The sequence below is a fragment of the Paenibacillus azoreducens genome, assembly GCF_021654775.1.
Classification (GTDB): Bacteria; Bacillota; Bacilli; order Paenibacillales; family Paenibacillaceae; genus Paenibacillus_AQ; species Paenibacillus_AQ azoreducens.
The window spans coordinates 26,140-48,927 of record NZ_AP025343.1 but is presented as its reverse complement, the minus strand read 5'-3'; the positions used below and the strand labels follow the sequence as shown (position 1 = coordinate 48,927).

Below are 22,788 nucleotides of genomic sequence, written 5' to 3'. Positions count from 1 at the left end.
AGTTCAAAGCCATCCATACCGTAAACATACTTAGGCTTTTTTTAAAAATAACTATTTACATAAATAGTGAGGTCCCGAGTACGTCGAATTTCACTCAGGCCGGATGCACGACGAGGAGGTGGAACAATGAATACATGAGAATTTTTCGCCGTCACTTATGGCACTATTCCCCCGATTGATCTTCACCGCCCGGTAAGCCTGCTTCGCCAGCACCACCGCATTAGTTGGTGCGGATAGGTCATGAGGGCGAAGGAGAGCTTCTTGACGATACGGGATAGGACAGCGGGCGATTCCCAAATTGGTTATGATGAGAATTACACTAGACAACAGGAAGCGTGTCGGCAGCGTCGAGCTGACCTTCAGCGAGGAGAACGGAAGCATTTTTTAAGCGCAGCCCCTTCCGCTGACAAAACGACAGAAGGGGCTTTCCTCATTTTCGGGAAAGCCCTGAAACTAACGCAAAACTTTAGCATCGCTATCTAGTTGAATTTATTCCTTTTTCCTAACTGGAATCCACACCTCACATATACTATCTGTTTGTGTATTATCAGCCCAGTAGTATTTTTCTATACAAGGCCCTTCCACTTGTTCGAAGTTTGAAGATGGAAACCATTCAGAGTATATACGTTTCCACACATTCTGAATTTCCAAACCTATTTCTACGTCATCTGGAATAGATTCCCTGCTGTCAAATACGGCATAAGTTTGGTTAGGTACGTGTAGAACAGTAAGTCCCTCTAGTGCCCCACTATCTTCCTGCAGTTCGGCACCCATCATATAACGTTTCGTTCCATCCTCGTTAAAATCAAAGTAATAACCGTACAACAAAGTCCCTGCTGGTTTTCCTACTACCATGTTAATCTGGTCATGTGTGCCGTTCTTCCAAATGTCCTCGACGAACCCAGGTACTTCTTTGTAAGCATCTTTCAGAATGATAAAATCCTTTCCAACCACCGTTAAAGCCTTTTCCTCTGTAATGCGATAGTTCATTTCGGTTTCCCCTTTAATCTGAATTTGAAAGGAGAGACGAGGGAACGCCTTTAGCTTCACATTTCCTTTCTTCGCTGCCAGCGGTGTCACCCCATGCAACCGCTGAAAGGCTTTGGTGAACGCTTCCGGGCTCTCATAAGCATACTTTAATGCAATATCGATGATTTTAAAGTCTGTCGCTGCAAGGTCTTCCGCTGCAAGCGTTAGCCTTCTGTTCCGCACATACTCCGTAACGGTGAAGCCCGTCAATGAATGGAACATGCGCTGAAAATGATATCGGGACGACATTGCAGCTTTTGCGATATCTTCAATCTCGATAGGCGAGTTTAGATGTTCCTCCACGTAGTCTATCGCTTGCCGAAGCAACTTAAGCGCCTCCATTTACTCTCATCTCCTTCCTCACTCAGTGTAGACAAAGCCTTGAGTATCTTCCTGTTTGGGAGTGCTTTAATTTGTCTAAGTTTCGCCGTCACTTATGATACGGCTCACTATATCGGCTCTATGGGCGAAAAATCCGCCGCAGTAAAATTAACGAATCGGAATTCGCCCAACGAATACGGCACCGCCTTCAGGACCATTCGCAGCCGTCAGATCGCCACCGTGCAAGACGAAAATCTGCCTGGCTATCGTTAATCCAAGACCCGCTCCTCCTGTTTTACGATTACGGGAGTGCTCCCCGCGATATAACGGTTTGAATATATGAGGCAATACATCTTCCGGAATGCCTTCTCCGCTGTCTTGAATCGTAATGGTGATTTCGTCTACATTCTTTTTTAAAACGATTGTAACAGAGCCTTTATTCGGGGTATGCCTTAATGCATTACTTATGAGATTATCTATCGCTCTCGTCAATAAAAAGCTGCTCCCTTGCACCATAATAGGGCGGTCAGATATATCTAATGTAGAAGCAATATCTTTCTTACCAAAATCAAGCGCATAACCGTCCATTACAGTTTGAATCAGACCCTCGATTTCAACGTTCTGAAATGTTGGTTTTATGCCTAAAAAGTCAAGTTTGACATATTGAAATAAATTAAAAACCAACTCTTCCAACAACTCCGCTTTCTGTTTACAAATCTCAATATATTTTTTCTGTTTGTCCGGTGTTTGAGCTACTCCCCGTTCCAATCCTTCCAAGTAACCACGTATCGAAAATATAGGCGTGCGTAGGTCATGCACAATGGACGCGATAAACATTTTGCGGTCTTCTTCCATCTGAGTTTGGGATACGGATAGCTTTTGCAGCTCCTGCTGCATAAATTGGAACCCATTCGCGACTTCATTGATTTCTTTCACCGGCGAAGACGGCAATTTAGCTGTGAACTGCTTGCGCGAAAATAATAACGCGGCCTGTTCCAACAAATGAAGAGGCCTCAAAATCGTCCGATTGGTAATGATAGCGCAGCCTAACAAAACAAGCAAAAATAAAGAAATCCAAACGATAATTCCTCCCCACTCCTCAATAGACATCATCTTGGGATCATTTGAAACACCCGCTGCATGAGGAGGACGATATCGAATCAAAGCTGTACCCACATACTTTCCGTCTCGACGAATGTCTTGTTGTTCAAAAGCTGATTTGGATATTTGGATACGATAACTCTCTTTCTCATGAACAATGGCTTCGTCAGATATTTTTGCATTCGTAAATACCGGTTGATGCTTGGAATCGAGTAAAATAAGTGCGATCCCTTTGTTCGCTAAATCCGCTTCAATTTTACTCCCCCATTCCTTATCATTCCACAGTTCCGGTTTCGTAAGAACCGCCTTTTCGATCCAATCCTGATCATTTATGCTGCCATGTAAGGCGGGATCCTGTGTCTGTGTGGGCTGAGCGTATTGATGATATAGATGAGCCGCAAGCTTGGTGCCTAGAAACGGAATGCAGGTTAATAACAGCAAAATAATAATTAACCATTGCCGGATGGAAGGTTTACTCTTCATGTCTAGATGCCCTTTCGAACTTGTAGCCAATTCCCCAAACTGTATGAATCCACTGCGGGCGTGCCGGACAATCTTCGATTTTATCCCGGATTCTTGCTACAAACACTCTAACGGAATGGGAATCACCATAGTCGTCTCCCCACACTTTACTGATCAACTGATCATGGGTGAATACTTGCTTGGGATGCGCAGCAAGGAACGTGAGCAGATCATACTCCTTGAAGGTCAATGTAATCAGTCTATCGTCCTTCCATACTTCACGGGCTCTAGTATCGATCCTCAGTCCTCCAAATTCCATGATATGGTTATTCTCGTGCCTCTCCTTCGTATGATGGGCTTTGACTCTCCTGTGCACCGCCTTGATTCTAGCAACAATTTCCCCAGGCGTAGCCGATTTGACAATATAATCATCTGCACCAAGGTTCAAGCCTCTAATTTTATCAACATCCTCTTGCTTCGCACTTAGAAACAAGACTGGGACATCGCTTATTTTGCGTAACTCTCTACATACCGTAAATCCGTCCATGTAAGGCATCATGATATCCAGTAGAATACAATCCACTTCTTCAGCTTTCACGATTTCCAACGCTTCTTTTCCGTTATAAGCCGTAAGCACCTGATATCCGTCGATCTCTAAGAAATCTCTCAACAAATCAACAATCTCAATTTCATCATCTGCAATCAAAATAGTTTCCGCCATCATCTCTGCTTCCTTTCCGAGCTCTTAAAGGGAAAATAACCTCTGCACCATTAATGACAATTCAAAAAAATGCTTTTTTGAATTCATTGATAAAGGTTTGTTATAGGATTGATATTTGATTGATATTTGCATGACGATTCATTTAGTTCTCCCCTATACAATAGCAGTAGCTTAGATAAGGAGGAATAACAGAATGACACTCATGCTAGAAGCAAAGTCGATAGAAAAAACTTACGGTTCAGGCGATCAACGGTTTTACGCTTTGAGAAATATTGATGTCGGGGTCAAGAAAGGTGAATTTGTAGCTATTATGGGAGCCAGCGGTTCAGGCAAATCAACCTTGTTAAATGTATTGTCCGGTTTGGACAAACCAACCAAGGGAGAAGTTTGGATTGCCGGCCATAATCTTGCAGCAGCCAGTGATGCTGAATTAACGAAGATACGCTCCGAAAATATAGGGTTTATTTTTCAATTCTTTAACCTGATTCCTGTATTAACCGCAGAAGAAAACGTATCGCTGCCGGTACTTCTCTCCAGAAAAGATCAGACAAAAGCGAAAAAGAAAGCAAAAAAATTATTGGATTTGGTCGGGATTGGGCATTTAGCGGGTACTCGCCCCGCAAATATGTCCGGCGGGCAGCAGCAGCGTGTAGCGATTGCAAGAGCGTTAATGACAGAGCCCAAAATTATCCTTGCGGACGAACCAACGGGCAGTCTGGATTCCAAAACCAGTAAAGATATCCTTGAGATTTTGCGATATTTCTGCGACAACCTCAACCACTCGATGATTATGGTCACGCATGATGCCAATGTAGCCTCCTATGCGCATCGTATCGTTTTTATGGAAGACGGCCAATTGGTCAATGAGCTCATTCTGAAGGACAGACATCTGGATCGTAGACAGATCATCATCGAAATAACGAATCGTATTGAGGGGATTACAGCATGAACTTATTAGGTATAGCATGGAAGTTTTTTAAGTTAAAAAAAGGGCGAAGCTTCTTTTCGGTCTTAGGCATTTCTTTGGGTATCATGATGCTGATTATTTCACAGATTCTATTGTTCACGGTAGAAAAATCGAATGAAGCAACTGTGAGACAAAAGTACGGAAATTTCGATATGTTAGTCGGTTATCAAACGAATAAACAGTATTTAGCGCAAGAGGACCTTGCATTCATTAACAATATTCCCGGAGTCATCCAAAGCAGTTCGTTGTTATACCCTTATCTAGTAAAAGATAAGTCTCAATCGGAACTTCTGGATATGCCGGTATATGTCGGGTTGAAAAATGATTCGCTATCCAAAGAACTTCCGTTCCACCACATCGGAGAAGGAGCGTTCCCTAAAGAAAATGAAGTCGTATTATCCCAAAGCTACTTGAAATCGAACGGGTTGAATATCGGATCGATCATTGATTTACCATTTCCCCCTAACGGTACAAAACAAGTAAAAATATCAGGCACATTCAATCAAAGCGAAAAGCTGGACTATTATGCCTTATTCAATTACGACTGGTTAAGTCAAGTAACCTCAAACGAAAATAAAGCTACGGTAGCTATGCTGAAGCTGTCCGATCCCTCCGAAATAACTGAAATTACATATGAATTAAAGGATCGGTTTTCGGATATTTTTATTGACGCACGTCAAGAGATGGTTAAAGCAAAGGAAAACATCGGAGGTTTAAAGCCTTTCATTCAAATTCTGACCATTGGATCGTTAATCGGAAGTATATTGATTGTTATCAGCACTTTGCAAATGGCGGTACAAGAACGCCAAAGGGACCTTGCAACCTTAAGGCTATTAGGGGCGCAAAAATCGCATCTCTTTATCCTCATTTTATTTGAATCGCTAATCATCGGTATTCTTGCTGGGGTCGCAAGCACCCTAATCGGAGTACAAGCTGCATCGCTATCCAAAGAGTTTGTGGAGCAACTGATGCAGGTACAGATTTCTGAGGTCGTAGTCCCGTGGAATCAAGTGATGACGAGTGCTGTGATCGGGGTGTTGTTAACCGTTTTGGCCGGTCTTATCCCTGCATACAGTGCAACCAAACTGCCGCCTATTGCAGCTTATCGCCAAAGCGCTGAACCATTAGAGCGTATAAATCCCTTCATTACAGCAGCAGGGTTAATCCTTTTTGTTGTATCGAGCTTCATCACTTGCTTGAATTACTTTTACTTCCACGGATCAAGTCGGACATATTTGTTCGCAGGAATCATGTTTTTAATTTCGATGTTTCTGAACATTCCTATCGTTATACTTAGTACGGCCAAACTATTTTCTTTTATTACACAACCATTCCTAGGTTCGGAAGGATATATTTCGGGGAAAAATGTTCTTAGGCAATTGAAACGAAGCATTCAAATTACAAGCATCTTGGTATTAGCCCTTTCCGTAGGATTCACCGGATCGATGTTATTTCATTCTGTTGTTGTTCAAGCAGAAGAATCCATTCGGAACGAGCACCTTACCGATTATACAATCCGGTCTAGTGAATCCTCGCTGGAACCGGGATATCCAGCAGAGCTTGCTGAACAATTGCAGCAAATTCATGGAGTTGAATCCATCGCAGTTCCAACGTCCTTGTTTGGTCTTACGTTAAACTTAAACCAAGAATATGCTGCAAAGAATTGGAATGGTCAATTTCATCAAATCAATGGGCATAAGCAAGCACAAATCAGTCTGGGCGCAATCGATATGGAGACAGCCAATCGTTTTAAGCCAATCAAGGTATTGGAAGGCACAATTAGCCAAAACGCTTTGCGGGATAACGGAGTCGTCATAACCAAAGAAGTCAAGGATATTGGATATAAGCTGGGAGATACAATTCAAATCGGGAGATTTGATGATGTGCAAAAAGGAGCTAAAGGTCATTCCTTTAAAGTCGTCGGCGTTATCGAGAACATCCCTATTTTGCCTACAGAAGAGTTTAAGATTTATACGGATGCTTCTAATTTGGAAAAATATTTTGGCATAAACAAGCTTCAGCAAATTCAGTACAATATCACCCTAAAAGATCAAACGGAAACCATTCAAAATCAGGTTGAGACCCTTTTAAAGGATCCACGTTTCTCCACCACCATGCTATACGATAAGACCAAAGAACTTGAACAATTAAGGACGGAAGCAACTCAACGTATGCTGATCCTTCTCATTGTCGTCGTCTTAATGACATGCATCGCCATCATCGGGTTGATGAACAGCATGGCCAGCAGCCTGCAAGAGCGCAAACGTGAATTCGCTGTATTAAGAGCCATTGGCAGCAGAAGAAAACAAGTCATACGTTTAGCTCTATTCGAAGGAATGATCATTACGATATCCGGCGGGGTAATCGGTATTATTTCCGGAGTTGGTTTAGGCTATCAAATTTTGGCCGCTTTAGAAGCGGAGTATTATATCTTCCCTCTATCGCTTATTGTTATCGGATTATGTGCAAGTCCAATCATCGGTATATTGGCAGCTTTATCGCCTTCTCTATGGCTGGCAAAGTTGAAATTGATGCAAACTTTACGAGCGGATTAATGCAAGCATCTACATCTAGCCCGTCGCAGCTGAGCTTAGTTCAGCGCGGCGGGGTTTAACTTTTGGGCAGTGATGTATTGTCGAGTTACACTATGGATTACAGGGTTGCCGTTTCTTGTGATACGGTTCTTCGCGCTATCTGTAAGGGTAAGTTTTAAGGCCATCCTTTTGAAGGATAGCCCCGTTCCTTAGAATAGTGAATGAAAACCTGTCAGTTTTTTTGTGATAAGATACATTTCGAAACTATATTTCCAAAGGTTTGGATGTCTCTTAAATAATCATAACCTGCTGGATTTCGCTCGGTTTGATTCAACATTCGTACCGCCACTGCATTAAATTCAGGTATAACTAATACAGCATTCCCAAATATGCCAAGGGATTGGAAAGACCCCTTTGGAAGTTGTCCCCCTAGTTCTGACATATTGCGAGATCTATCCTGTACCCACCAAAAGAATCCATTGCGCGGCAATGTTTCATCAAGCGTCGTTGGAGTAATGATTTTCACTACCTCTTCGAAGATTGATTCGGGCAGTATTTGTTTCCCTTGAAAGTACCCTTTAGTTAGATGTAAATATCCCCAAAGCCCCAATTCTCGTGTACTAACAAAAAGGTTCGCTTCTCCCCCTTGTTCTCCCGCGTAGGTTTCGTTAACCCAGACGAGGTTTTCTCTATTTTCCTTTCTCCAACCAGTTTCTGAGAGGCCATACGGCGCTAGAACCTTCTCTTCAATAACCGCAGCAAGGGGGCGACCAAATGCTTTTTGAACAATCCTGATTAGCAAGTTGACGCCAGCGTTATTATATTTCCAGTCAGTCCCTGCTGGGAACATTCTCCTCGAAGGGCTATATAAACCGTGTGTATGTGTTAACAGATGACGAATGGTTGTGCCCGTTATTATTTCTTCGTCCAGATCATCAAGATAATCAGAAACAAAATCGTTGAGACTTTTAATCCTTCCTTCAAAAAGAGCAAGACTTATAGCTAATCCTAAATATGTCTTTCGGATCGATCCAATATTAAATTGTGACCTTTCATCAATTTTTCGGCTATTTTCTGTGTTGTCATGATAGCCACAGTACCATTCGTTAACGATAATGTCGTTTTGAATAATCAACACAGCTGCAGCCGATGCGGAAATCACATTCATTGTTTCAAATACGTATTGATTAAGGCTTTCAAATATGTTTTCTTTAATTGCTACTCCTAAATCCATATCTATCCACCTCTCCCCATTTGCACCTTAATCTTTGCACTTAATACCAAAGCGTATTAAGTAAATTTTCGGACATATATCATATTTTTGACCCAGTACCAAGACCCCTTTTTCGAGGGGTCATTTTCATTTTTAGGAGGGATGTATGAATGAGGATCATCAAGAGACAGCAGGACCTTGTCATTCTGCGCCGGGTTGGGGCACTTCCAGCGGCACTCCTTGATCAGGGCTACTTGTTCCAACTGAGGGATGAGCTTGAAGACGAGATTGAGAGCGAGTTTTGTTTGGGAAGCCACGGTTACATCGTCGTTCTTGAAACGGGAGACAACGTCCGTAACTTAAGCAACGTAGGGCTGAACCCTGAGGATGGTGGGATTCTAGGGAGCCACCCCGAGTACGTCGAATTTCACTCAGGCCGGAGCGCACGACGAGGAGGTGGAACAATGAATACATGAGAATTTTTCGCCGTCACTTATGGTACGGTTCCCCCCGATTGATCTTCACCGCGCGATAAATCTGCTCGGTAAGCACCAGCCGCATCAGCTGATAAAAAGGGAAATTAGAAAGTAGTAAAAATGCAAAAACCCTTATTTTATAAGGGTTTTTCTTTATAAATTGTAAGTCAATATTAGTGAATATTTGTGGCCAAAAGTAGCTTTTGTCCCCAATTCGTCCCCAATATAAAGGCTCCGCCAGTGAATAACCGGCGAAGGACTTGCCCGATCAACCTATGCCTCGGCGGTCTCTTTGTCGTTTGGTACGTGTTCAATAATATCATTAGGTTGTACTCCGAAATGGGAACATATTTTATCCAATGTCTCCATTGAAATGTATTCACCCTTCCCCATCTTAGCCAATTGATTTGTCCCGATCCCCAGTGCTTCTCTGAACTCCGTTTTTGATAAACCCTTATCAACCAACAATAACCAAAGCGGTTTGTATGAAAACCCCATACTCATATCTCCTTTGTGATACTTTATATATCTATAATACAAAAAAATATTCCAAAGGGCAAATAAAACTATTGCTTCTATGTATCACTTATGATATATTATATACAGGAAGTGAAATTAATGCTTCCGGAAAGGAGATGAATATGAAAGATTGGGTAACGCTCCTCACGGCAATCATCCAATGTGCAACAGCAATCATGATACTTAAGAAGACAAAACGTGAGGAAAACAAAAAAGGAACCCCCAAACGACGCTTCCGGCGCAAACGTTAAAAGGTTCCACGGAGGGAGTTAGAGGCTCCCTCCTCCCAATCTTAACATAAACGGTTTGACATATACAATATGGCGGCGGCCTTACGCGCGAGGGACGAGAGATGAAAATGGTTAAACATCAACGGGTTTCAATCGGATTTTTTAAACCGCTGGATGAAGAAGGTGGAGAAGCGCGGGAAAGATTTACAGATGTTTACGAAGGTGATTGGAACTTTGACGAATCCAAACCTTACGATCTCGTCCCGGACCCATCGCATGATTACGACTATGCCTTTGATGAGGCGGGGGCAATCGAACGGATGTATGAAGCTGCATATCATCGGTCTAACCCAATGGATTAAACAAGGGGCTTCGGCCCCTCTAAGGAGGAATGAAACGTGGAAACATTAACTTTGACCATTAGTATTGCAGCACTGGTTTTGTCCGTTATTGCTTTAGTAAGAGTATTGAAACGCAAATAACAATCAGAGCATGTAAAAGGATATAATAAACGAACGTGGAATATTAAACCAAGGATGCGTATTGCGATGAAGTTCGGAATGCGTAAACCAAGTATTAAAAAACGAATAGCGGCCCGTACAAGCATCAAGAGACAACTTGTACATCGTGCTGGGATCAAGATGCCACGCGGTTACGGATGGCTCAGAAAACCGAAGAAAGCAGCATACAACAAAGTGTATAACCGGACTACATTTGATATTTTCAAACTGATTAAAAAACTGTTTAAGTAAAGGGGTGGTTGCCGTTTGTTGAATCCAGCCGTAATATTTGTATCATTATTTGCCCCTCTGTCATTCTATAAGTTTTACAAATATTTCAAAGGCAGTGACAAAAGAGACTTGCGCACTGCTATATATTCACTGATTGTTACTGGTGCATTTTGTACGTGGTTCTTCATCCCAAATGATCAGCTATATTAAACCATATTATGACCGCATGGCGGTCTTTTTTTTATTGGGTCCAGTAGTCCGTAAACACCAAAAAGGCACATCCCACATGATTGTAAGATGAGCCTTTTTTGTACCGATGCCATCGGATTGCACAGCGGCGCGTCCGCATGCGTTACCAATATTATACTTAATATTGGATAATTTGTAAATATTGATATTCTACTTATTTAGAGGTCAGGAAATTATTCCTTATCCTATTTATTATCCTATGGATATATATTCCTATGTTTGTTAGACTGATTTTAGATAATCTTACAAATATATGGATGGTGGATGGTGACTGCCGAATGAAGAAATGTCCGTTTTGTGCTGAAGAGATTCAGGATGAAGCTATTAAATGTAAACATTGTGGGAGTATGCTTGGAAAAAGTAATGCAGAAGAAACACCAATACCAGCATCAACATCAAACAAACCATCAAAACAAAATAAAACAAACCCTACAGCTATCGGGTGTGCAGCTTTGATATTGATAGCACTTATTATTGGTGTATCTTTTTGTTCCAGCAATGGAACCAAGGGTAGTTCAGATTCTAGACCAAAACAAGCATCTGTACAAACGGGAGATCGAGGGTACTTAAATGTGAAATCATATGTTGCACTTACAAAAAAGGACCTTGATCTTATGCTAGATTACATTAACGCTAAAAATGATAACGGACTAACCGAAATGTTATTATCGGGTAGAATTTTTATCCTTGAAAAGAATACAGAAGTAAATGTAGTTGATAGAGGCTTCGCAACGGTGAAAATAAGCTCTTCTGATGGAGCTGGTTGGGTTCCTGTCGAATTTGTTTCTAAGAAATAAAGGTATATGAAAGTACATAATCAAATTAAGATATGACCCCGCTGGCTTTGTGCTGGCAGGGTCTTCGTTTTTCCATGCGTTTAGAAATTTACCCTTTTTGAATAATTACCTTACATTCCTTCCCGATCCAGTCAATGACTTTTCCGCCCGCTGCTTCTGCTACTTCTCTAACCGGCGCAAAAGCTGTATCACCATTAAGCTCACTGCCGATAATCAGTTTACCATTGACGGTAGCACGTTTTCCATCCCACCCAACATTTGCTCCGAGCGCTTCCGCAACCTTCCGAACCGGGGCCGAAACAAGCCCATTGATAAAGATGCCAGAACAGATTTGTTTTCCATCTATCTCAACAGTTGCCGCCTCTCCGGTATTTCCGCTTGCAGGCTTATCCCTTACTGTTCCTGGTTCGTCATATTGGTATAGGTTGTATTCGTTCATCAGAGCAATCAATTTTTGCGCATATTTTGGGTCAGTCGCATAGCCGGCTTCCGCTATTGCTCGGGCGGCATCTGCTCCACGCTTGCCGATTACACCTTTATATTTATTACGGTCCCAGCTCACACCGTCCATGATCAGTTTAGAGTGGTCATTGATCGACTCTCCCCAATTGTGATATGCTCGGAAGGCTGCATTTACCTTGACTGGCTTACCCTTTACATATTCGGTAGTGGGCATTGTGCAGCTACCTGCAGGACCCTTGCCTTTAATGCCAAACAAGTTATTGGCCTTAACGGTCAGACCGCTGCCGCCCCAAGCTGACTCAAGCGCAGCCTGGGCAATGGTAAGGGATGCGGCCACATTTGTTTCCTGCATGTCTTTGGCAGCATGCGGCGCTATCTTGGTGATAAACTCCTTTTTAGTCATTACTATCGCCCGCCTTTTTAACCTGTTTTACAAGCTGGTTCCCGTACACGGCAAATGCACCAGCTAGCACGCCTTGAATAAGCGCCTCTGGCCCAAAACCGATCATCCATACAGTCACAAAGACCGCGACGACCGTCACGACGTATACAATCGTCCAGTCCGGCACTTTAGGTGTACTCTTGAGGATGTATCCGATCACCCAGCACAACGCGACAACCACCAGCAGCCTAACATCAATAAGTCCGTAAATTGTATCCCAATTCATGTATGATTCCGCCCTTCTTATTTAAGTCCGCCGGAGATGATAAACCCGGCGATTGCCAAAAGAATAGCCCCGGCGAATGTACGCCAGAGCCATTTCTGATTATCTTCGATTTTGTCGAGCCTGTGATGCGCCGATTTAGCAGACTGCAAAGCCTCCACGGCCGTTTCATTTGCAGCAATAGCCCGGTCCAGCTTTTCGTCCATGTTATCTACTTTCGTTTCAACCCTCGTTATCCGCTGAAGCATTTCAGTCTGTACCCCATCCATCCCATTCACCCCTTGAATCCAAAAAAGTAATGCCCCCGGATCGGCTCCGAGGGCATAAAAAAACGCCTATGCGGCGTTGTCTGTTTTATTCGGCTAGGAATCCCAGGCCACTTTCATCCAAAATATCCTTAACTCCTGGTTGCAGAGTTACAGGGACCTCAACGAATTTGGTTTTATTCAAGATCACTCTTTGAGCAAAAAACATCGCCATCATGTCACCATCACCTCCTTTCCAGAGAAGCCAATAAAGAAAGCGGCGAATCATTGGTATATTTTCTGAGCCATTTCAGCCATGCAGTCCTCTATGAAGTCAGCACGGTCAGAAAGAGCAGAGTTCTGCGCTTTAAGCAACGTGTTTTCCTCCTGCAGCTTCTTGACCTGCTCTGTCAGCGGCGGTTGTGGCACTGGTACCGGATTGTCCGGATCGTCGGGATCAGGGTATAAAAACTGAATTTGCTTCGTTTCCGGATCAAAACACCATCCCTTCGCCTTTGCAAAGTCATCGGCGTATTGACCTGGTTCGAAGGTTGTCATCTCGATTGCATCCGGGTCCAGACCTTGCAACAACTGATACACAGCAAAATCCTCTTCTTTCGTAGATTCAATACCAGCGCTCATCTCGCCGCGCTGAGCTACGATATTTCCGGTAATCTTAACCCAGAAGAATCTCCTGCCTAGCGGTTTTATTTCTCGCATTGCCAACCCTCCCTATGTCCCTAATACGTAATAATCATGTTGACCATAAATACCGTCAGAAAATGTGTAATTTATAAAATTCACACCAAAATTAACTGATTTAAGGCTGACCTCTTTTCTGAATCTTAATTCTTTTTCTATTGTATTGATGAGACTTCCTGATACAACTGCATCATTTTCCGATGCCTTAAAGGCGAATATATGACCATAAGCATCTGAACGGGCATAAATACCATCACCATTCTTTTCCCATCCAATCATCTCGTTTAGGTATACATTCATCTGAATTAATAGCATAGCTGGTTTAAATGGCAAATTAGCAATTGTACCCGACAAATCGGCACCAATTGTTCCTTTTACAACCTGGATATCCCCCCCTTCACCCTGTAAGATAAAATTTCCTTTGCCATCGTACACCAGGGTATATATCCCGTTCTTTTTAAAGATTCCGGGGTTCTGATTAGGTTTCAGAACAGGTTTTGCTCCTAAGTTGTTAGGGTTGAACGTTGGCGCTCCGGTGCTATCTGCATTTACCAATATGGTAAATCTCCGCCCCGCAACAAGCGCAGTAGGCGCTGGATTAAATGTAGCCGAGTAGGCATTGCCTGAGTTAGTTGCTACGCTGAAATCACCTGTTGCGACACGTTGATTGACAAACGATGGAGTTGCAAATCCTTGATCTTCAACGCTTTTAATAAACTCGTCCCATTTTTTTTGAAACTCTGAAGTATCCACTGCGACAAGAGAGTTAACCAGCCCACAGACATTTTGGTCAAGGCGTTCATCCTTTATGTTTCCGGGTTTCACTATTGAAGTATTCGCGGCGACACGGACCTGAGCCAAAGAAATATCGTACACTGAGCCGGAGCGTGTTAAATTAGGCGGTGATGGGTTGGTCGCTGGCGTCCCCTGTATAACTGTTGCTCGAATCCTACGGACCTGCGATGATGTGTCTAGTCGCAATACAATCCGATCAATCCGATCTTGTGTCGTGGCCGGGGCAATCGGCAACGTCAGAGGAGTATCGTACACCGAATAGGCGTATCCATTGATCCATGCCGCTCCGGTACTCAAAGATACATTTGCGTCGCTTCCGGATGCAGAAACATTGAGATATTTGCCGCCATTAAAAACGCCATTAGATATTATTCTGCCAAAATACTCCGCAAAATCGCGGGCCGGGTATTCCCGAGGATCGTCGGGGGCGTCATCAAAAAATCCTGATTTTTCTGGCATTGCTTAGTCACTCCTTTTTACATTGGCTTTGAGTTGCTTAACATACTGTGTTATTGTTGGGATTTCATCACCAAGTGCTATTTCCAACTTTGATGCGGGCTCGTATATTTCCTTAATCTCGATAATCCGGCTGTCCATGGTCAGGCCCCAGCGTTTATTTTGGAGCGTTACACAGTCACCCAAGTCCCAGTCCTTTCCGTATACAAAGCTGCCGGTGCTAAGGATTAGGCCGTTAAACGTTTGTATCCTCTTGTGCTGGGCAAGAGCCTGTTCCCCCATGCTTACCAACTCATCAGCATCTTTGGCAGATGAGCAGTCCAAGAAAGTCTCCCTGCGATCAAACCCAGTTCCGGCCCCGACCATTTGGATTAGTCGATCCTCGTCCATCCCCTTGCCGCCGGCGTACCCTATGTTTTTGTATTGTAGCCAGTCATCCACATAGTCCTGAGATTGTACATTGTCAAAGTCATGCGAAAATATGACCGGCGGGTGTGTCCGCTGCTTTGTTGTCAGGTCCCGACCCGGCAGAACATCAAACACCCACTTTTTGCGCTGGATATCCAAGACCACATGCCAGCCAATATCGCAAAATTCGGCTACCTCTTGCACAACCGCGTCAAGCTGCTCAAACCTGGTCTGCCATGGTGTTTCCTTGCCTCGCCCTAAATCAGCGGCAACAGTAAGAAACGGCACCTGACGCGCTGCATAAATGCCTGTCGCGTAAGTACCGTTTACAAGATGGTTATCTACATAATGCTTGATTACCTTCTCTGCTGGCCCTTTTATCCGATCGTAGTTGTTGGTCAACGTTACCCGCTGATCGAGTATCCCTCCTAAGGTCGGACCTTTTACGATGAGAGTTTCAATCCCCTTTTCATCCTCAGTGACCTGCCTATAGCGGATGATTCCCGCCTTGTGAGGTTGGTTGCCCACCATAACAACACGGTTATATAACAATTGGTCTGTATGCTGTTTGCCGATCTGGATGTGCATCTCAAACTCTCCAGTACGGTAAAAGCGGCGGACATACTGAAGGCTTTCATAGTTATCAATTTCACCATACAAATTGAATTTAGTGTCCAGTATCCGTACAGATGGCGCTGCCATGTCATCAACCTCCCAGGTACCGGTTGTTGTAGTAGATTGTTACTGTAGCAGCCTGCTGATCGGAGTCTTTATCGCTGCCGTATTTTAGTACATTCTGACCGGGGGTGAGTTGAAAAAAAGTACTACCCAGGTCTATCCAGTGGAACACATTCTTCCGAGTGCCGTCGTTGTTCAGGATTTCAACTCGTTTGTTACCAAAGGCCGTGTTAATGATAAGGGTATCACCCTCCTTCAGCTCATAATTAATCTTGATATATTCGCCCGTCGTTTCGTTTTCAACAACTGGATTTGTTGCAGGGCCTGTATACCATATTTCCACAGGAGTATCCACATCACCGGAATTGTAAAAGTTCCCACGATAGGAAGCGCTGGCGAATTTGGTTGGCAAGCGAAGAGGAAATGTAAACCCGCCATCCTCAAACTTCAACGCCTTTACAATCTGGATTTCATCACGCCAGTAGGGATCATTGGCGATAAAGTTTACAGTAAACAAATTTGCATTCACATACCGCTCACCAAGCAGCGCCCCTTCCTCTGCGATCGCATCAATCACATAGCTGCGATGAGAGTTGGTATAGAGCAATTTTCCCGGTCCAAGTTTGTTGTTAAGGATTCGGGCCAGCTCACGCCGCCGCTCATATAAATCCTGCTGGCTCTTTGCATTGATAAAGCCTTCAATCGGAATCTGCCGATCAGCAAGCTGCAGATCAACGAAGGTGCTGCCATCCTGATAAGGCGATTTTGTGCTTTTAATATCAGATGGTACGTTTACAGTACCGTCGATTTTTTGCAATACAAATACCCCATCCTTGGAGTTGCCGAATACAACGGACTCACCCCGAGGATTAACATACGTGACTTTTTGCAATTCGGCACCTCCTTATAATTGCCTTGCGAGTTGTTGAGCTGCTTTTGTAGTCGCCCTCGACACATCGCTTGGGGATGTCACTGGCGAATTAAACGTGTTGTTGACGATTACGCCAGTCGTTTCAAAGACTTTACGACCATTACCTGAGGTTGAACCTGCCATCGCATCTTTAACTGATGGCGGTGGTACTGCGGCAGCGGCCTGTGCTTTCATCTGCAACGCAGCAGCGGACGCTGCATTGATTTGAGCCACTACATCAGCAATCATTCTTGATATTTCATCGACCTTTGGTTTCATTCCATCAACAAGGTTTTGACCAAGCGTAGTCCCCGCGTCCTTGTAGCCGTCCCCGAATTCATTGAGCAAGACCAAAATATCTTGCTGCTGCTTGTTAATGATCATTTTCTCAGCTTCGGCTTGAAGGTTCTTGGCTTCGAGTAACTTCGCATAATGATTTTGTTTATCCAGCATTTGTTGATCGAGAGATGTCTTTTGGGCGGTGTAAATGGCGTTGATGTTGGCTTGCTGGGCTTCATACTCCTGCTGCATTATTTCTTTTTTCTGAGCGAGTTGATCCTTTACTGCCTGAGTCTCTTGAGCAAGCCTGTCCTTTAACACCTGTTGTTCAGCTTTCAGGGCGTCTTTTTTATCCTGCAGCTGCTCCTGGCGGTGTCGCTCGTTCATATCGGTAGTTACCCTGTTTAATTCGTCCTGTAGTTGTTTCTTGTTGTATTCATCATGCGAGTATTCGATATTATCCTGGAGTCGCTTGATCTTCTTCTCGTCCTCGGCATCCATTTCAGCCCGGCTACGCTGCTTCTCAGCCTGATCCAGAGCATCAAGTTCCCTTTGAATGGCATCGATCCGCGCGTTATAAACAGCGTTAATTCGCTCAATTTCAGCGTCCGCCGCCTTTTGTGCAGCTTCTACACGGGCATTATAAACGGACTTAATGGCGTCGAGTTCATTGTTCTTCCATTTCTCATTCGTGTTCTGAGACTCTTTCAGCGCTTCCTCAGCTGCTTGTTTTTCAGCAGAGTACTTTGCTTTGAGAGCGTCCTGAATGGATCTGGCCATATTGTTGATGCTGTCAATCTGCTGCTTCCGGACCTGTTCGGCATAATCCCTTTGGAGTATCAGCCGGTCATTCGTTTGCTTCCGGATCTCTTCGGTGATTTCCCGTTCAAGCTTCTTTTTCTCGGCAGCGGTGTATCTGTCGTCGGCAAGCACCTTTTTAAGGTAGTCCTTGTTGACGTATATCTGCTCATTGTACAGCTTGTCTTTGAGCTTAAATGCCTCTTCGTCGGATAGCTTTTCCCGCGCAAGCCGATCCTCGTAAGCAGCTTGAAGCTGTTTATTGGTGTATTGCACTGCTTCGGCACGTCGTTGCTTGTCAGCCTCAATCTTGCGTTGTGTGGCCTCGAAAATCTTATCATCAAGATCGGCGCGCTGTTCGGCGGTGGTGGCATAGAGCTTTTTAATCCGCTGGAGCCGTGCAATTTCACCGTCCTCAGTCAGTTTGCCAAGCTGCTTGGATCGCTCATAATCCTTTAGCGCATTTTCAAGAGACGTCTCGCCCAACTGCTTTTTGACCGCATGAATTTTTTCCTCCACGGTCATACGTTCTTCGGCCGTTTTAACGTACTTGGCTTTGATGGTTTCAAGCATTTTAAGCTCTTGCTCGGATGTCAACTCATCCATTGCCTTAAGATGCTCGAGCTTTCTGTAAGCATCGTCCAAAGCCTTATTCTCATAGGCTTCTTTCTTGGGCTTTTTCTCCTTCTTTTTCTTCCCTTTCTTTTTCTTTTCTTCATCATCCAAGTTGATGACTGGCACCTTTGGCGGCGGCGGAAGCTTAAAGTCATCAGGCTTCATATTGACGAGATGCTGCAGACTCGCAGCTTCCCCTCGCAGCACATCAAGCTGCGCATTCATTTTTGCAAGCGCGATCTCAGCAAGACCGCCGGCTCCAGTAATCTGAGCGATAGATTTAGCGATGGAGATTGCTGCTTCTTGCTTAGCAATCGCTGTTCGTTTTTCTTGCAACGCCTCCTGCGCCTTGAGTTGGATGTTTGCCCATTCTGTTGCAATCTCCTGCTTTTTCATCAGGACCAGGCCTTTGATGGCCTCTGTATTGACTCCAGTCGCAGAAGCAAATTGCGGAAACTGATTAATCAGTTCTCTTTGGGCGGCGCTCCATTCCTTTGATCCTTGCTTTGCTGACGTATATCTCTTAAGCAGATTTTCAGTGCTGATGGCTTCTTGATTTTTGATAGCAATCGCTTTGGCTTTTTCGCTTATTTCAGCAGCTGTTTCACGTTTTGCGTCTTTGACAGCTTTGCTATAGGTATTCACCCTGTTTTGCAAGTCCTTCATGGACAATGCTGCTATCTTCCCGTTTTCATCAATAAACTTAAGTTCAACGCCAAGATCATTAGCATCATTTGCTACTTTTTCAAGCGTTGTTCCTAGTTCTTTCGCTGCATAGTCTAGCGCCCCTACATTATTGCCCATTTGTGCAGCCCCAGAAGCGGATGCTATATCGATGAGCTTCTGATAGGTGGTGATCAACTCATTGAGCTTGTCAACCTTCTCTTGAGTTGCCTGTATCTCATCACGAGTAATGCCGTTTTGTTGTACTTCTTGTAGATCTGCCTGCGCCTGGGCTAATCTCTCTGTTGCTTCCTTGGCCTCGTCCATGCTGTTTTTGATTGCCATAAAGGCCGTCACAGCTGCAGCAATACCTGTGAGAACCAAACCAATTGGATTAGTTGCCAGGAACATAAGAGCGGTACCGAGTCCTTTTACCACCGGAATCAATGCCGCAATGCTCGTAACCAGCTTTCCTGCGATTATAAGCAGCGGACCAGCGGCTGCTGCCATAGCTGCAATTGTAATGATGGTCTTTTGTGACTCGACATCCAGTTTCGAGAACCACTCTGCGCCTTTTTCTGCGGCTTTAAAGAGCGGATCCATAGCATCAAGAGCTGACATCAACACTGGCACAAGAGAATCACCGAGCGTAATCGCAGTATCCTTTAACCGGTTACCTAAAACCTTCATTTGGTTTGCAGTGGTTTCGTAAAACGTACCGCTAGTCTTAGCTAACTCGGTGTTGTCATCCCAGGCCTTCGTACCAACTTCCAAGGCCTGTCTAAAGAGATCACCTGCACCGGCTGCACGAAGGAGAGCATCTCGAAGTCTTATTTCAGATAATCCCAATTTGTCGATAACGCCAAACGTATTCCCGCCGGCAGCAGAAATTCGGCCAAGGCCTTCAATGAACGATGTGATGGTCCCCGCTGCATCTACCTGGAATGATTTCTTGAATTGCGCGGTTGTCATCCCCGCAACAGCGGCAAAATCATCTAGTTTTTTGCCGCCAGATGCTACTTCAGAGGCTATGTTGATCATGAGTTTAGATATTGCTGTACCCCCAGCCTCAGCCTCAATACCGACAGCGGCAAGTGCAGCCGAAAAGCTCATGATCTGCGCTTCGGACATTCCGACCTGGTGACCGGCGCCAGCGATCCTCATGCCAAACTCCGCCATTTCCGATTCCATCGCAGCAAAGTTATTACCGAGACCTACAATCGTGGAACCGAGTTTTTCAAAATTTTCTTGCGGCATCTGTGTGATATTTGCAAAACGGGCCAAAGCTATAGCAGCGTCATCAGCAGCCAAGTTGGAGGAAACACCGATGTCAAGCATTGCCTTCGAAAACGAAAGGATGTTTTCTTTTTTAATACCTAACTGTGTCGCTGAAGCTGCGACCTTAGAAATCTCTGTCGCGGCGAAAGGTGACTCCTTTGCCATGTCTCGAATCGAATTGCTCAGCTTTTCAAACTCTTCCTCGGTGCCGGACATGTACTTTTTGACGTTGGCAAAGGCGGTCTCGTAGTCGATACTCGCTTTGGTTGCATACCCGCCGATTGCAGCAAGTGGACCCGTAACCATCAATGATAGGCTTTGCCCTGCTTGAGTCATTTGTTTCGCGAGAGACTCCATCTTTTTGCCTACAGCATCTAGCTGTGCAGCGGCCTTTTCCCATGCCGATGTTTGCTTGTTAAGTTCGGCTGTCGTCGCCTTCAACTCGTTGTCCATCTTGTTGTATTCCGCTACAGCTCTATTGAGTTTAGCTTCAAGGTTTTGGGTCTCACGCGCATCCGCGCCTTTTGCGGCAACTGCTTCCTGGTGCTGCTGCTTTAACTTGGCGATACGTTGGGCCTGAATCTCCATTTGCTTGTTAAGGGAATCCGATTTCACCCTCAATGCCTCTTGAGCATCAGCGTGTTCGCCAAGTTTTGCGGAGGCGGCCTGAAACTCCGTCTGTACAATTTTCATCTGCCTGGCAAGCTCGGCCATCGTCCTCTCAACGCCCGTATCATCCATAGATATCTTGGTGACTAGATTGGCAACTTCCATTTCATCTGACAAGTTTCCTCACCTCCCTTGCTTTGTGGCTTAAATGTATTGATCAAGCCATGCTTCCGTAGCGCGTGATACTTCCTGGCCATCACTTGTTTCTAATCCGTTATATTTCTTGTGGACCGCCCATAAGGCAAATAGCTTTCTTGGCGATGAACGCCAAAAGACCGCCTCGCTCATATTCAGCAGGACGGTCCCCATGTAATAAAGCCAATCCCAGTCCCAAACAGCGTCTTCATCAGCTGTAGGCTTCGGAATTTGGTTTTCATTAAATTTATTTGAATCAGGCAGCGAAAACATGAGCGCCTGAATTGTCTGCAAAGTTAAGTAATCGATATTGCTTACGTCAACCAATAATCCAAGTTCGATCAGTGGAATCTCTTCTTCATGAGCAAATCCGCATTGTAAAATCTCAGGCATGCTGTCAACGGACTTGCGTTGAATCTCATCCACCAACTTTTGTAACGTTATATATTTCTTGCTCAGCTCGTAATGGGCGTTCAAATCAAAAACAAGATTTCTCACAACGCCATTTAGAACAACAGGGACTTTTTCGATTTTTAGATTCAAACGTTCCTCTCCCCTTTACAAATAGCAAAAAGAGAGGGGAAGCCCCTCTCCTTACTTCAATACAACAAACTCAACTATGTCCTCCCAAAATGCAACATCAGGTTCATAGCCTCCTTGTCGGCCCGTCCAGAGTTCAATTGGAGTTACCCCATCCCAGTAGAATGAAGTTTCAACAAATGTCCAATCCAATCCGATATCTTTAGCTGAAAACATTTTATCTGATGTTTCTGTGCTACCTTTGGCTATCGGGAACGGTTCGAACGTTTTAGAGTCTTGAACGGAAAGAGCGAATAATGGCCGCGTGGATGTGCTGATGTTTGCTTTCACTCTCGCTCGTGCAGTGTATTGCCCTGCTTTGTTGCCTAATATCCCCTCAATAACTCCGCCGCTGATTGTGGCTTTGCCGTTCCCTTTGTCGCTGAATTCAAACTTAGCGCAAGATCCACCTGTAGCACCTGCTTGCGTTGTATCCAGACTGGCTCCAAAACCAGTATTTAAAACAAGATCAGTCCCCGCCTTCAAAGTACCGAGAATGCGGGGACCTACGGGTTTGGGTTTTCACTTGGGACAGCTTCAAACCAGTTTTTTACTAAATCCGCGCTCTTTGCATTGCTACTATCCACGCGGAATCTCCAGTTATCGTCATATGCGCGTTTCAAAAATGTCCCCTCAATCGTTGGAGTTTGAAAAGATGGGGTCCCTTCCTTCGTTTTTGCCTCCTCCTTGTCCTTCCTGAATTTACCTTTTAGCAGCCAAGTAAACCGCGAGGTACCGTCACTCATTGTTCTTTGGTAACCTAGCGCGACCTCTGGTGCTTGATCATTGGCGTTGTCAATTAACAGTCCTGTATCGGGATTTATCTTTGATCCTAACAATTCAGCTTGGATTTCAAAAGGAATATCAGATACTCCGATCTCAACTTTGATCTCCCCTAAAGCATCTGCCACCAGGACCGGTCCGTCATCGCCGTTGAGTACTGCAGAGTTAATAGTTGGTTCAACGTTTGCAGTCAACGCAGGCGCAATTTTCTTAGGTGTGCCATACTTTACCCCAGTTTTATCGTCCTTTTCACAAATCGCATAATGAATATTTTTAAGGCCGACTGCAGCCCGTTCTCTTTTTGCTTCTTCTGGCAAA

Annotated in this window: 24 protein-coding genes and 1 pseudogene; 7 read left to right on the top strand and 18 right to left on the bottom strand. The window is 44.4% G+C overall.

Going from position 1 to position 22,788, the window contains the following annotated elements; translation table 11 throughout:
- Positions 1-489 precede the first annotated feature (489 nt).
- The 3 genes from L6442_RS00310 to L6442_RS00300 form a co-directional block, all read right to left on the bottom strand.
- Positions 490-1,371 (bottom strand): AraC family transcriptional regulator, encoded by an 882-nt coding sequence (locus L6442_RS00310; protein ID WP_212979441.1) that lies wholly within the window; start codon positions 1,369-1,371, stop codon positions 490-492.
- 147 nt (positions 1,372-1,518) lie between these two features.
- Entirely contained in the window at positions 1,519-2,934 is a 1,416-nt protein-coding gene (locus L6442_RS00305) for a sensor histidine kinase (protein ID WP_212979442.1), read from the bottom strand.
- Positions 2,924-3,637, bottom strand: a complete 714-nt coding sequence (locus tag L6442_RS00300; protein WP_306436693.1) for a response regulator transcription factor — start codon at positions 3,635-3,637, stop codon at positions 2,924-2,926. The genes L6442_RS00305 and L6442_RS00300 overlap by 11 nt, the downstream gene beginning before the upstream one ends.
- 190 nt (positions 3,638-3,827) lie before the next feature.
- Between L6442_RS00300 and L6442_RS00295 the strand changes: the two genes are divergently transcribed.
- Both L6442_RS00295 and L6442_RS00290 read left to right on the top strand, forming a co-directional pair.
- Positions 3,828-4,583 carry an ABC transporter ATP-binding protein gene (locus tag L6442_RS00295; protein ID WP_212979443.1) on the top strand — a complete coding sequence of 252 codons (756 nt, stop codon included), beginning with the start codon at positions 3,828-3,830 and terminating at the stop codon, positions 4,581-4,583.
- Positions 4,580-7,156 carry an FtsX-like permease family protein gene (locus L6442_RS00290; protein ID WP_212979444.1) on the top strand — a complete coding sequence of 859 codons (2,577 nt, stop codon included), beginning with the start codon at positions 4,580-4,582 and terminating at the stop codon, positions 7,154-7,156. Before L6442_RS00295 ends, L6442_RS00290 begins: the two co-directional genes overlap by 4 nt.
- A 211-nt stretch (positions 7,157-7,367) precedes the next feature.
- Here L6442_RS00290 and L6442_RS00285 read toward each other — a convergent pair whose 3' ends face one another.
- On the bottom strand, positions 7,368-8,369 hold the full coding sequence (locus tag L6442_RS00285) for a serine hydrolase domain-containing protein (protein WP_212979445.1): 1,002 nt from the start codon (positions 8,367-8,369) through the stop codon (positions 7,368-7,370).
- A 149-nt stretch (positions 8,370-8,518) separates the two neighbouring features.
- Here L6442_RS00285 and L6442_RS00280 point away from each other — a divergent pair, with 149 nt between their 5' ends.
- On the top strand, positions 8,519-8,824 hold the full coding sequence (locus L6442_RS00280; protein WP_212979446.1) for a hypothetical protein: 306 nt from the start codon (positions 8,519-8,521) through the stop codon (positions 8,822-8,824).
- A gap of 13 nt (positions 8,825-8,837) precedes the next feature.
- On the opposite strand, the pseudogene L6442_RS00275 reads toward L6442_RS00280, so the two are convergent.
- Both L6442_RS00275 and L6442_RS00270 read right to left on the bottom strand, forming a co-directional pair.
- Positions 8,838-8,948 (bottom strand): annotated as a pseudogene (locus L6442_RS00275) (23S rRNA (pseudouridine(1915)-N(3))-methyltransferase RlmH); the annotation flags it as partial.
- Between the two features lie 149 nt (positions 8,949-9,097).
- The gene (locus L6442_RS00270) at positions 9,098-9,322 is read right to left on the bottom strand and encodes a helix-turn-helix domain-containing protein (RefSeq protein WP_212979447.1); all 225 of its coding nucleotides are present in this window, start codon (positions 9,320-9,322) and stop codon (positions 9,098-9,100) included.
- A 143-nt stretch (positions 9,323-9,465) separates the two neighbouring features.
- On the opposite strand from L6442_RS00270, the gene L6442_RS32775 reads away from it, so the two are divergent.
- From L6442_RS32775 to L6442_RS00255, 4 genes are all read left to right on the top strand, one after another.
- The gene (locus L6442_RS32775) at positions 9,466-9,594 is read left to right on the top strand and encodes a hypothetical protein (protein WP_272880312.1); all 129 of its coding nucleotides are present in this window, start codon (positions 9,466-9,468) and stop codon (positions 9,592-9,594) included.
- A gap of 101 nt (positions 9,595-9,695) precedes the next feature.
- Positions 9,696-9,935 carry a hypothetical protein gene (locus L6442_RS00265; protein ID WP_212979448.1) on the top strand — a complete coding sequence of 80 codons (240 nt, stop codon included), beginning with the start codon at positions 9,696-9,698 and terminating at the stop codon, positions 9,933-9,935.
- Positions 9,936-10,121: 186 nt separating this feature from the next.
- Positions 10,122-10,325, top strand: coding sequence for a hypothetical protein (locus L6442_RS00260; protein WP_237100160.1), 204 nt, complete (start codon positions 10,122-10,124; stop codon positions 10,323-10,325).
- A gap of 443 nt (positions 10,326-10,768) precedes the next feature.
- Positions 10,769-11,350: a hypothetical protein gene (locus L6442_RS00255; protein ID WP_212979449.1), complete on the top strand. Its 582-nt coding sequence runs from the start codon at positions 10,769-10,771 to the stop codon at positions 11,348-11,350.
- 88 nt (positions 11,351-11,438) lie between these two features.
- Here the strand turns inward: L6442_RS00255 and L6442_RS00250 are convergent, their stop codons facing one another.
- The 12 genes from L6442_RS00250 to L6442_RS00200 all read right to left on the bottom strand — a co-directional run bounded on the left by L6442_RS00250 (position 11,439) and on the right by L6442_RS00200 (position 22,787).
- Entirely contained in the window at positions 11,439-12,215 is a 777-nt protein-coding gene (locus tag L6442_RS00250) for a glucosaminidase domain-containing protein (protein ID WP_212979450.1), read from the bottom strand.
- On the bottom strand, positions 12,208-12,480 hold the full coding sequence (locus L6442_RS00245) for a phage holin family protein (RefSeq protein WP_212979451.1): 273 nt from the start codon (positions 12,478-12,480) through the stop codon (positions 12,208-12,210). Before L6442_RS00245 ends, L6442_RS00250 begins: the two co-directional genes overlap by 8 nt.
- Before the next feature lie 17 nt (positions 12,481-12,497).
- A complete protein-coding gene (locus L6442_RS00240) occupies positions 12,498-12,746 on the bottom strand; it encodes a hemolysin XhlA family protein (RefSeq protein ID WP_212979452.1) in 249 nt (82 codons plus the stop codon).
- Positions 12,747-12,831: 85 nt separating this feature from the next.
- A complete protein-coding gene (locus tag L6442_RS32770; protein WP_272880311.1) occupies positions 12,832-12,960 on the bottom strand; it encodes a hypothetical protein in 129 nt (42 codons plus the stop codon).
- 47 nt (positions 12,961-13,007) lie between these two features.
- On the bottom strand, positions 13,008-13,442 hold the full coding sequence (locus L6442_RS00235) for a hypothetical protein (RefSeq protein ID WP_212979453.1): 435 nt from the start codon (positions 13,440-13,442) through the stop codon (positions 13,008-13,010).
- Between the two features lie 12 nt (positions 13,443-13,454).
- On the bottom strand, positions 13,455-14,678 hold the full coding sequence (locus tag L6442_RS00230) for a hypothetical protein (RefSeq protein WP_212979454.1): 1,224 nt from the start codon (positions 14,676-14,678) through the stop codon (positions 13,455-13,457).
- Between the two features lie 3 nt (positions 14,679-14,681).
- On the bottom strand, positions 14,682-15,785 hold the full coding sequence (locus L6442_RS00225; protein ID WP_212979455.1) for a siphovirus ReqiPepy6 Gp37-like family protein: 1,104 nt from the start codon (positions 15,783-15,785) through the stop codon (positions 14,682-14,684).
- 4 nt (positions 15,786-15,789) lie between these two features.
- Positions 15,790-16,653: a distal tail protein Dit gene (locus tag L6442_RS00220; protein ID WP_212979456.1), complete on the bottom strand. Its 864-nt coding sequence runs from the start codon at positions 16,651-16,653 to the stop codon at positions 15,790-15,792.
- A gap of 12 nt (positions 16,654-16,665) precedes the next feature.
- Complete coding sequence (locus tag L6442_RS00215; protein ID WP_212979457.1) at positions 16,666-21,090, bottom strand: phage tail tape measure protein; 4,425 nt, start codon at positions 21,088-21,090, stop codon at positions 16,666-16,668.
- A gap of 27 nt (positions 21,091-21,117) precedes the next feature.
- A complete protein-coding gene (locus L6442_RS00210; protein WP_212979458.1) occupies positions 21,118-21,651 on the bottom strand; it encodes a hypothetical protein in 534 nt (177 codons plus the stop codon).
- 51 nt (positions 21,652-21,702) lie between these two features.
- On the bottom strand, positions 21,703-22,173 hold the full coding sequence (locus L6442_RS00205) for a hypothetical protein (RefSeq protein ID WP_212979459.1): 471 nt from the start codon (positions 22,171-22,173) through the stop codon (positions 21,703-21,705).
- A 20-nt stretch (positions 22,174-22,193) separates the two neighbouring features.
- Positions 22,194-22,787, bottom strand: a complete 594-nt coding sequence (locus L6442_RS00200; RefSeq protein WP_212979460.1) for a major tail protein — start codon at positions 22,785-22,787, stop codon at positions 22,194-22,196.
- Position 22,788: the final 1 nt, after the last annotated feature.

Excerpts from the sequence above, each read along its gene's own strand:
- L6442_RS00310 (WP_212979441.1), bottom strand. The coding sequence starts at position 1,371 with ATGGAGGCGCTTAAGTTGCTTCGGCAAGCGATAGACTACGTGGAGGAA.
- L6442_RS00305 (WP_212979442.1), bottom strand. The coding sequence starts at position 2,934 with ATGAAGAGTAAACCTTCCATCCGGCAATGGTTAATTATTATTTTGCTG.
- L6442_RS00300 (WP_306436693.1), bottom strand. The coding sequence starts at position 3,637 with ATGATGGCGGAAACTATTTTGATTGCAGATGATGAAATTGAGATTGTT.
- L6442_RS00295 (WP_212979443.1), top strand. The coding sequence starts at position 3,828 with ATGACACTCATGCTAGAAGCAAAGTCGATAGAAAAAACTTACGGTTCA.
- L6442_RS00290 (WP_212979444.1), top strand. The coding sequence starts at position 4,580 with ATGAACTTATTAGGTATAGCATGGAAGTTTTTTAAGTTAAAAAAAGGG.
- L6442_RS00285 (WP_212979445.1), bottom strand. The coding sequence starts at position 8,369 with ATGGATTTAGGAGTAGCAATTAAAGAAAACATATTTGAAAGCCTTAAT.
- L6442_RS00280 (WP_212979446.1), top strand. The coding sequence starts at position 8,519 with ATGAGGATCATCAAGAGACAGCAGGACCTTGTCATTCTGCGCCGGGTT.
- L6442_RS00270 (WP_212979447.1), bottom strand. The coding sequence starts at position 9,322 with ATGGGGTTTTCATACAAACCGCTTTGGTTATTGTTGGTTGATAAGGGT.
- L6442_RS32775 (WP_272880312.1), top strand. The coding sequence starts at position 9,466 with ATGAAAGATTGGGTAACGCTCCTCACGGCAATCATCCAATGTGCAACA.
- L6442_RS00265 (WP_212979448.1), top strand. The coding sequence starts at position 9,696 with ATGAAAATGGTTAAACATCAACGGGTTTCAATCGGATTTTTTAAACCG.
- L6442_RS00260 (WP_237100160.1), top strand. The coding sequence starts at position 10,122 with ATGAAGTTCGGAATGCGTAAACCAAGTATTAAAAAACGAATAGCGGCC.
- L6442_RS00255 (WP_212979449.1), top strand. The coding sequence starts at position 10,769 with ATGTTTGTTAGACTGATTTTAGATAATCTTACAAATATATGGATGGTG.
- L6442_RS00250 (WP_212979450.1), bottom strand. The coding sequence starts at position 12,215 with ATGACTAAAAAGGAGTTTATCACCAAGATAGCGCCGCATGCTGCCAAA.
- L6442_RS00245 (WP_212979451.1), bottom strand. The coding sequence starts at position 12,480 with ATGAATTGGGATACAATTTACGGACTTATTGATGTTAGGCTGCTGGTG.
- L6442_RS00240 (WP_212979452.1), bottom strand. The coding sequence starts at position 12,746 with ATGGATGGGGTACAGACTGAAATGCTTCAGCGGATAACGAGGGTTGAA.
- L6442_RS32770 (WP_272880311.1), bottom strand. The coding sequence starts at position 12,960 with ATGATGGCGATGTTTTTTGCTCAAAGAGTGATCTTGAATAAAACCAAA.
- L6442_RS00235 (WP_212979453.1), bottom strand. The coding sequence starts at position 13,442 with ATGCGAGAAATAAAACCGCTAGGCAGGAGATTCTTCTGGGTTAAGATT.
- L6442_RS00230 (WP_212979454.1), bottom strand. The coding sequence starts at position 14,678 with ATGCCAGAAAAATCAGGATTTTTTGATGACGCCCCCGACGATCCTCGG.
- L6442_RS00225 (WP_212979455.1), bottom strand. The coding sequence starts at position 15,785 with ATGGCAGCGCCATCTGTACGGATACTGGACACTAAATTCAATTTGTAT.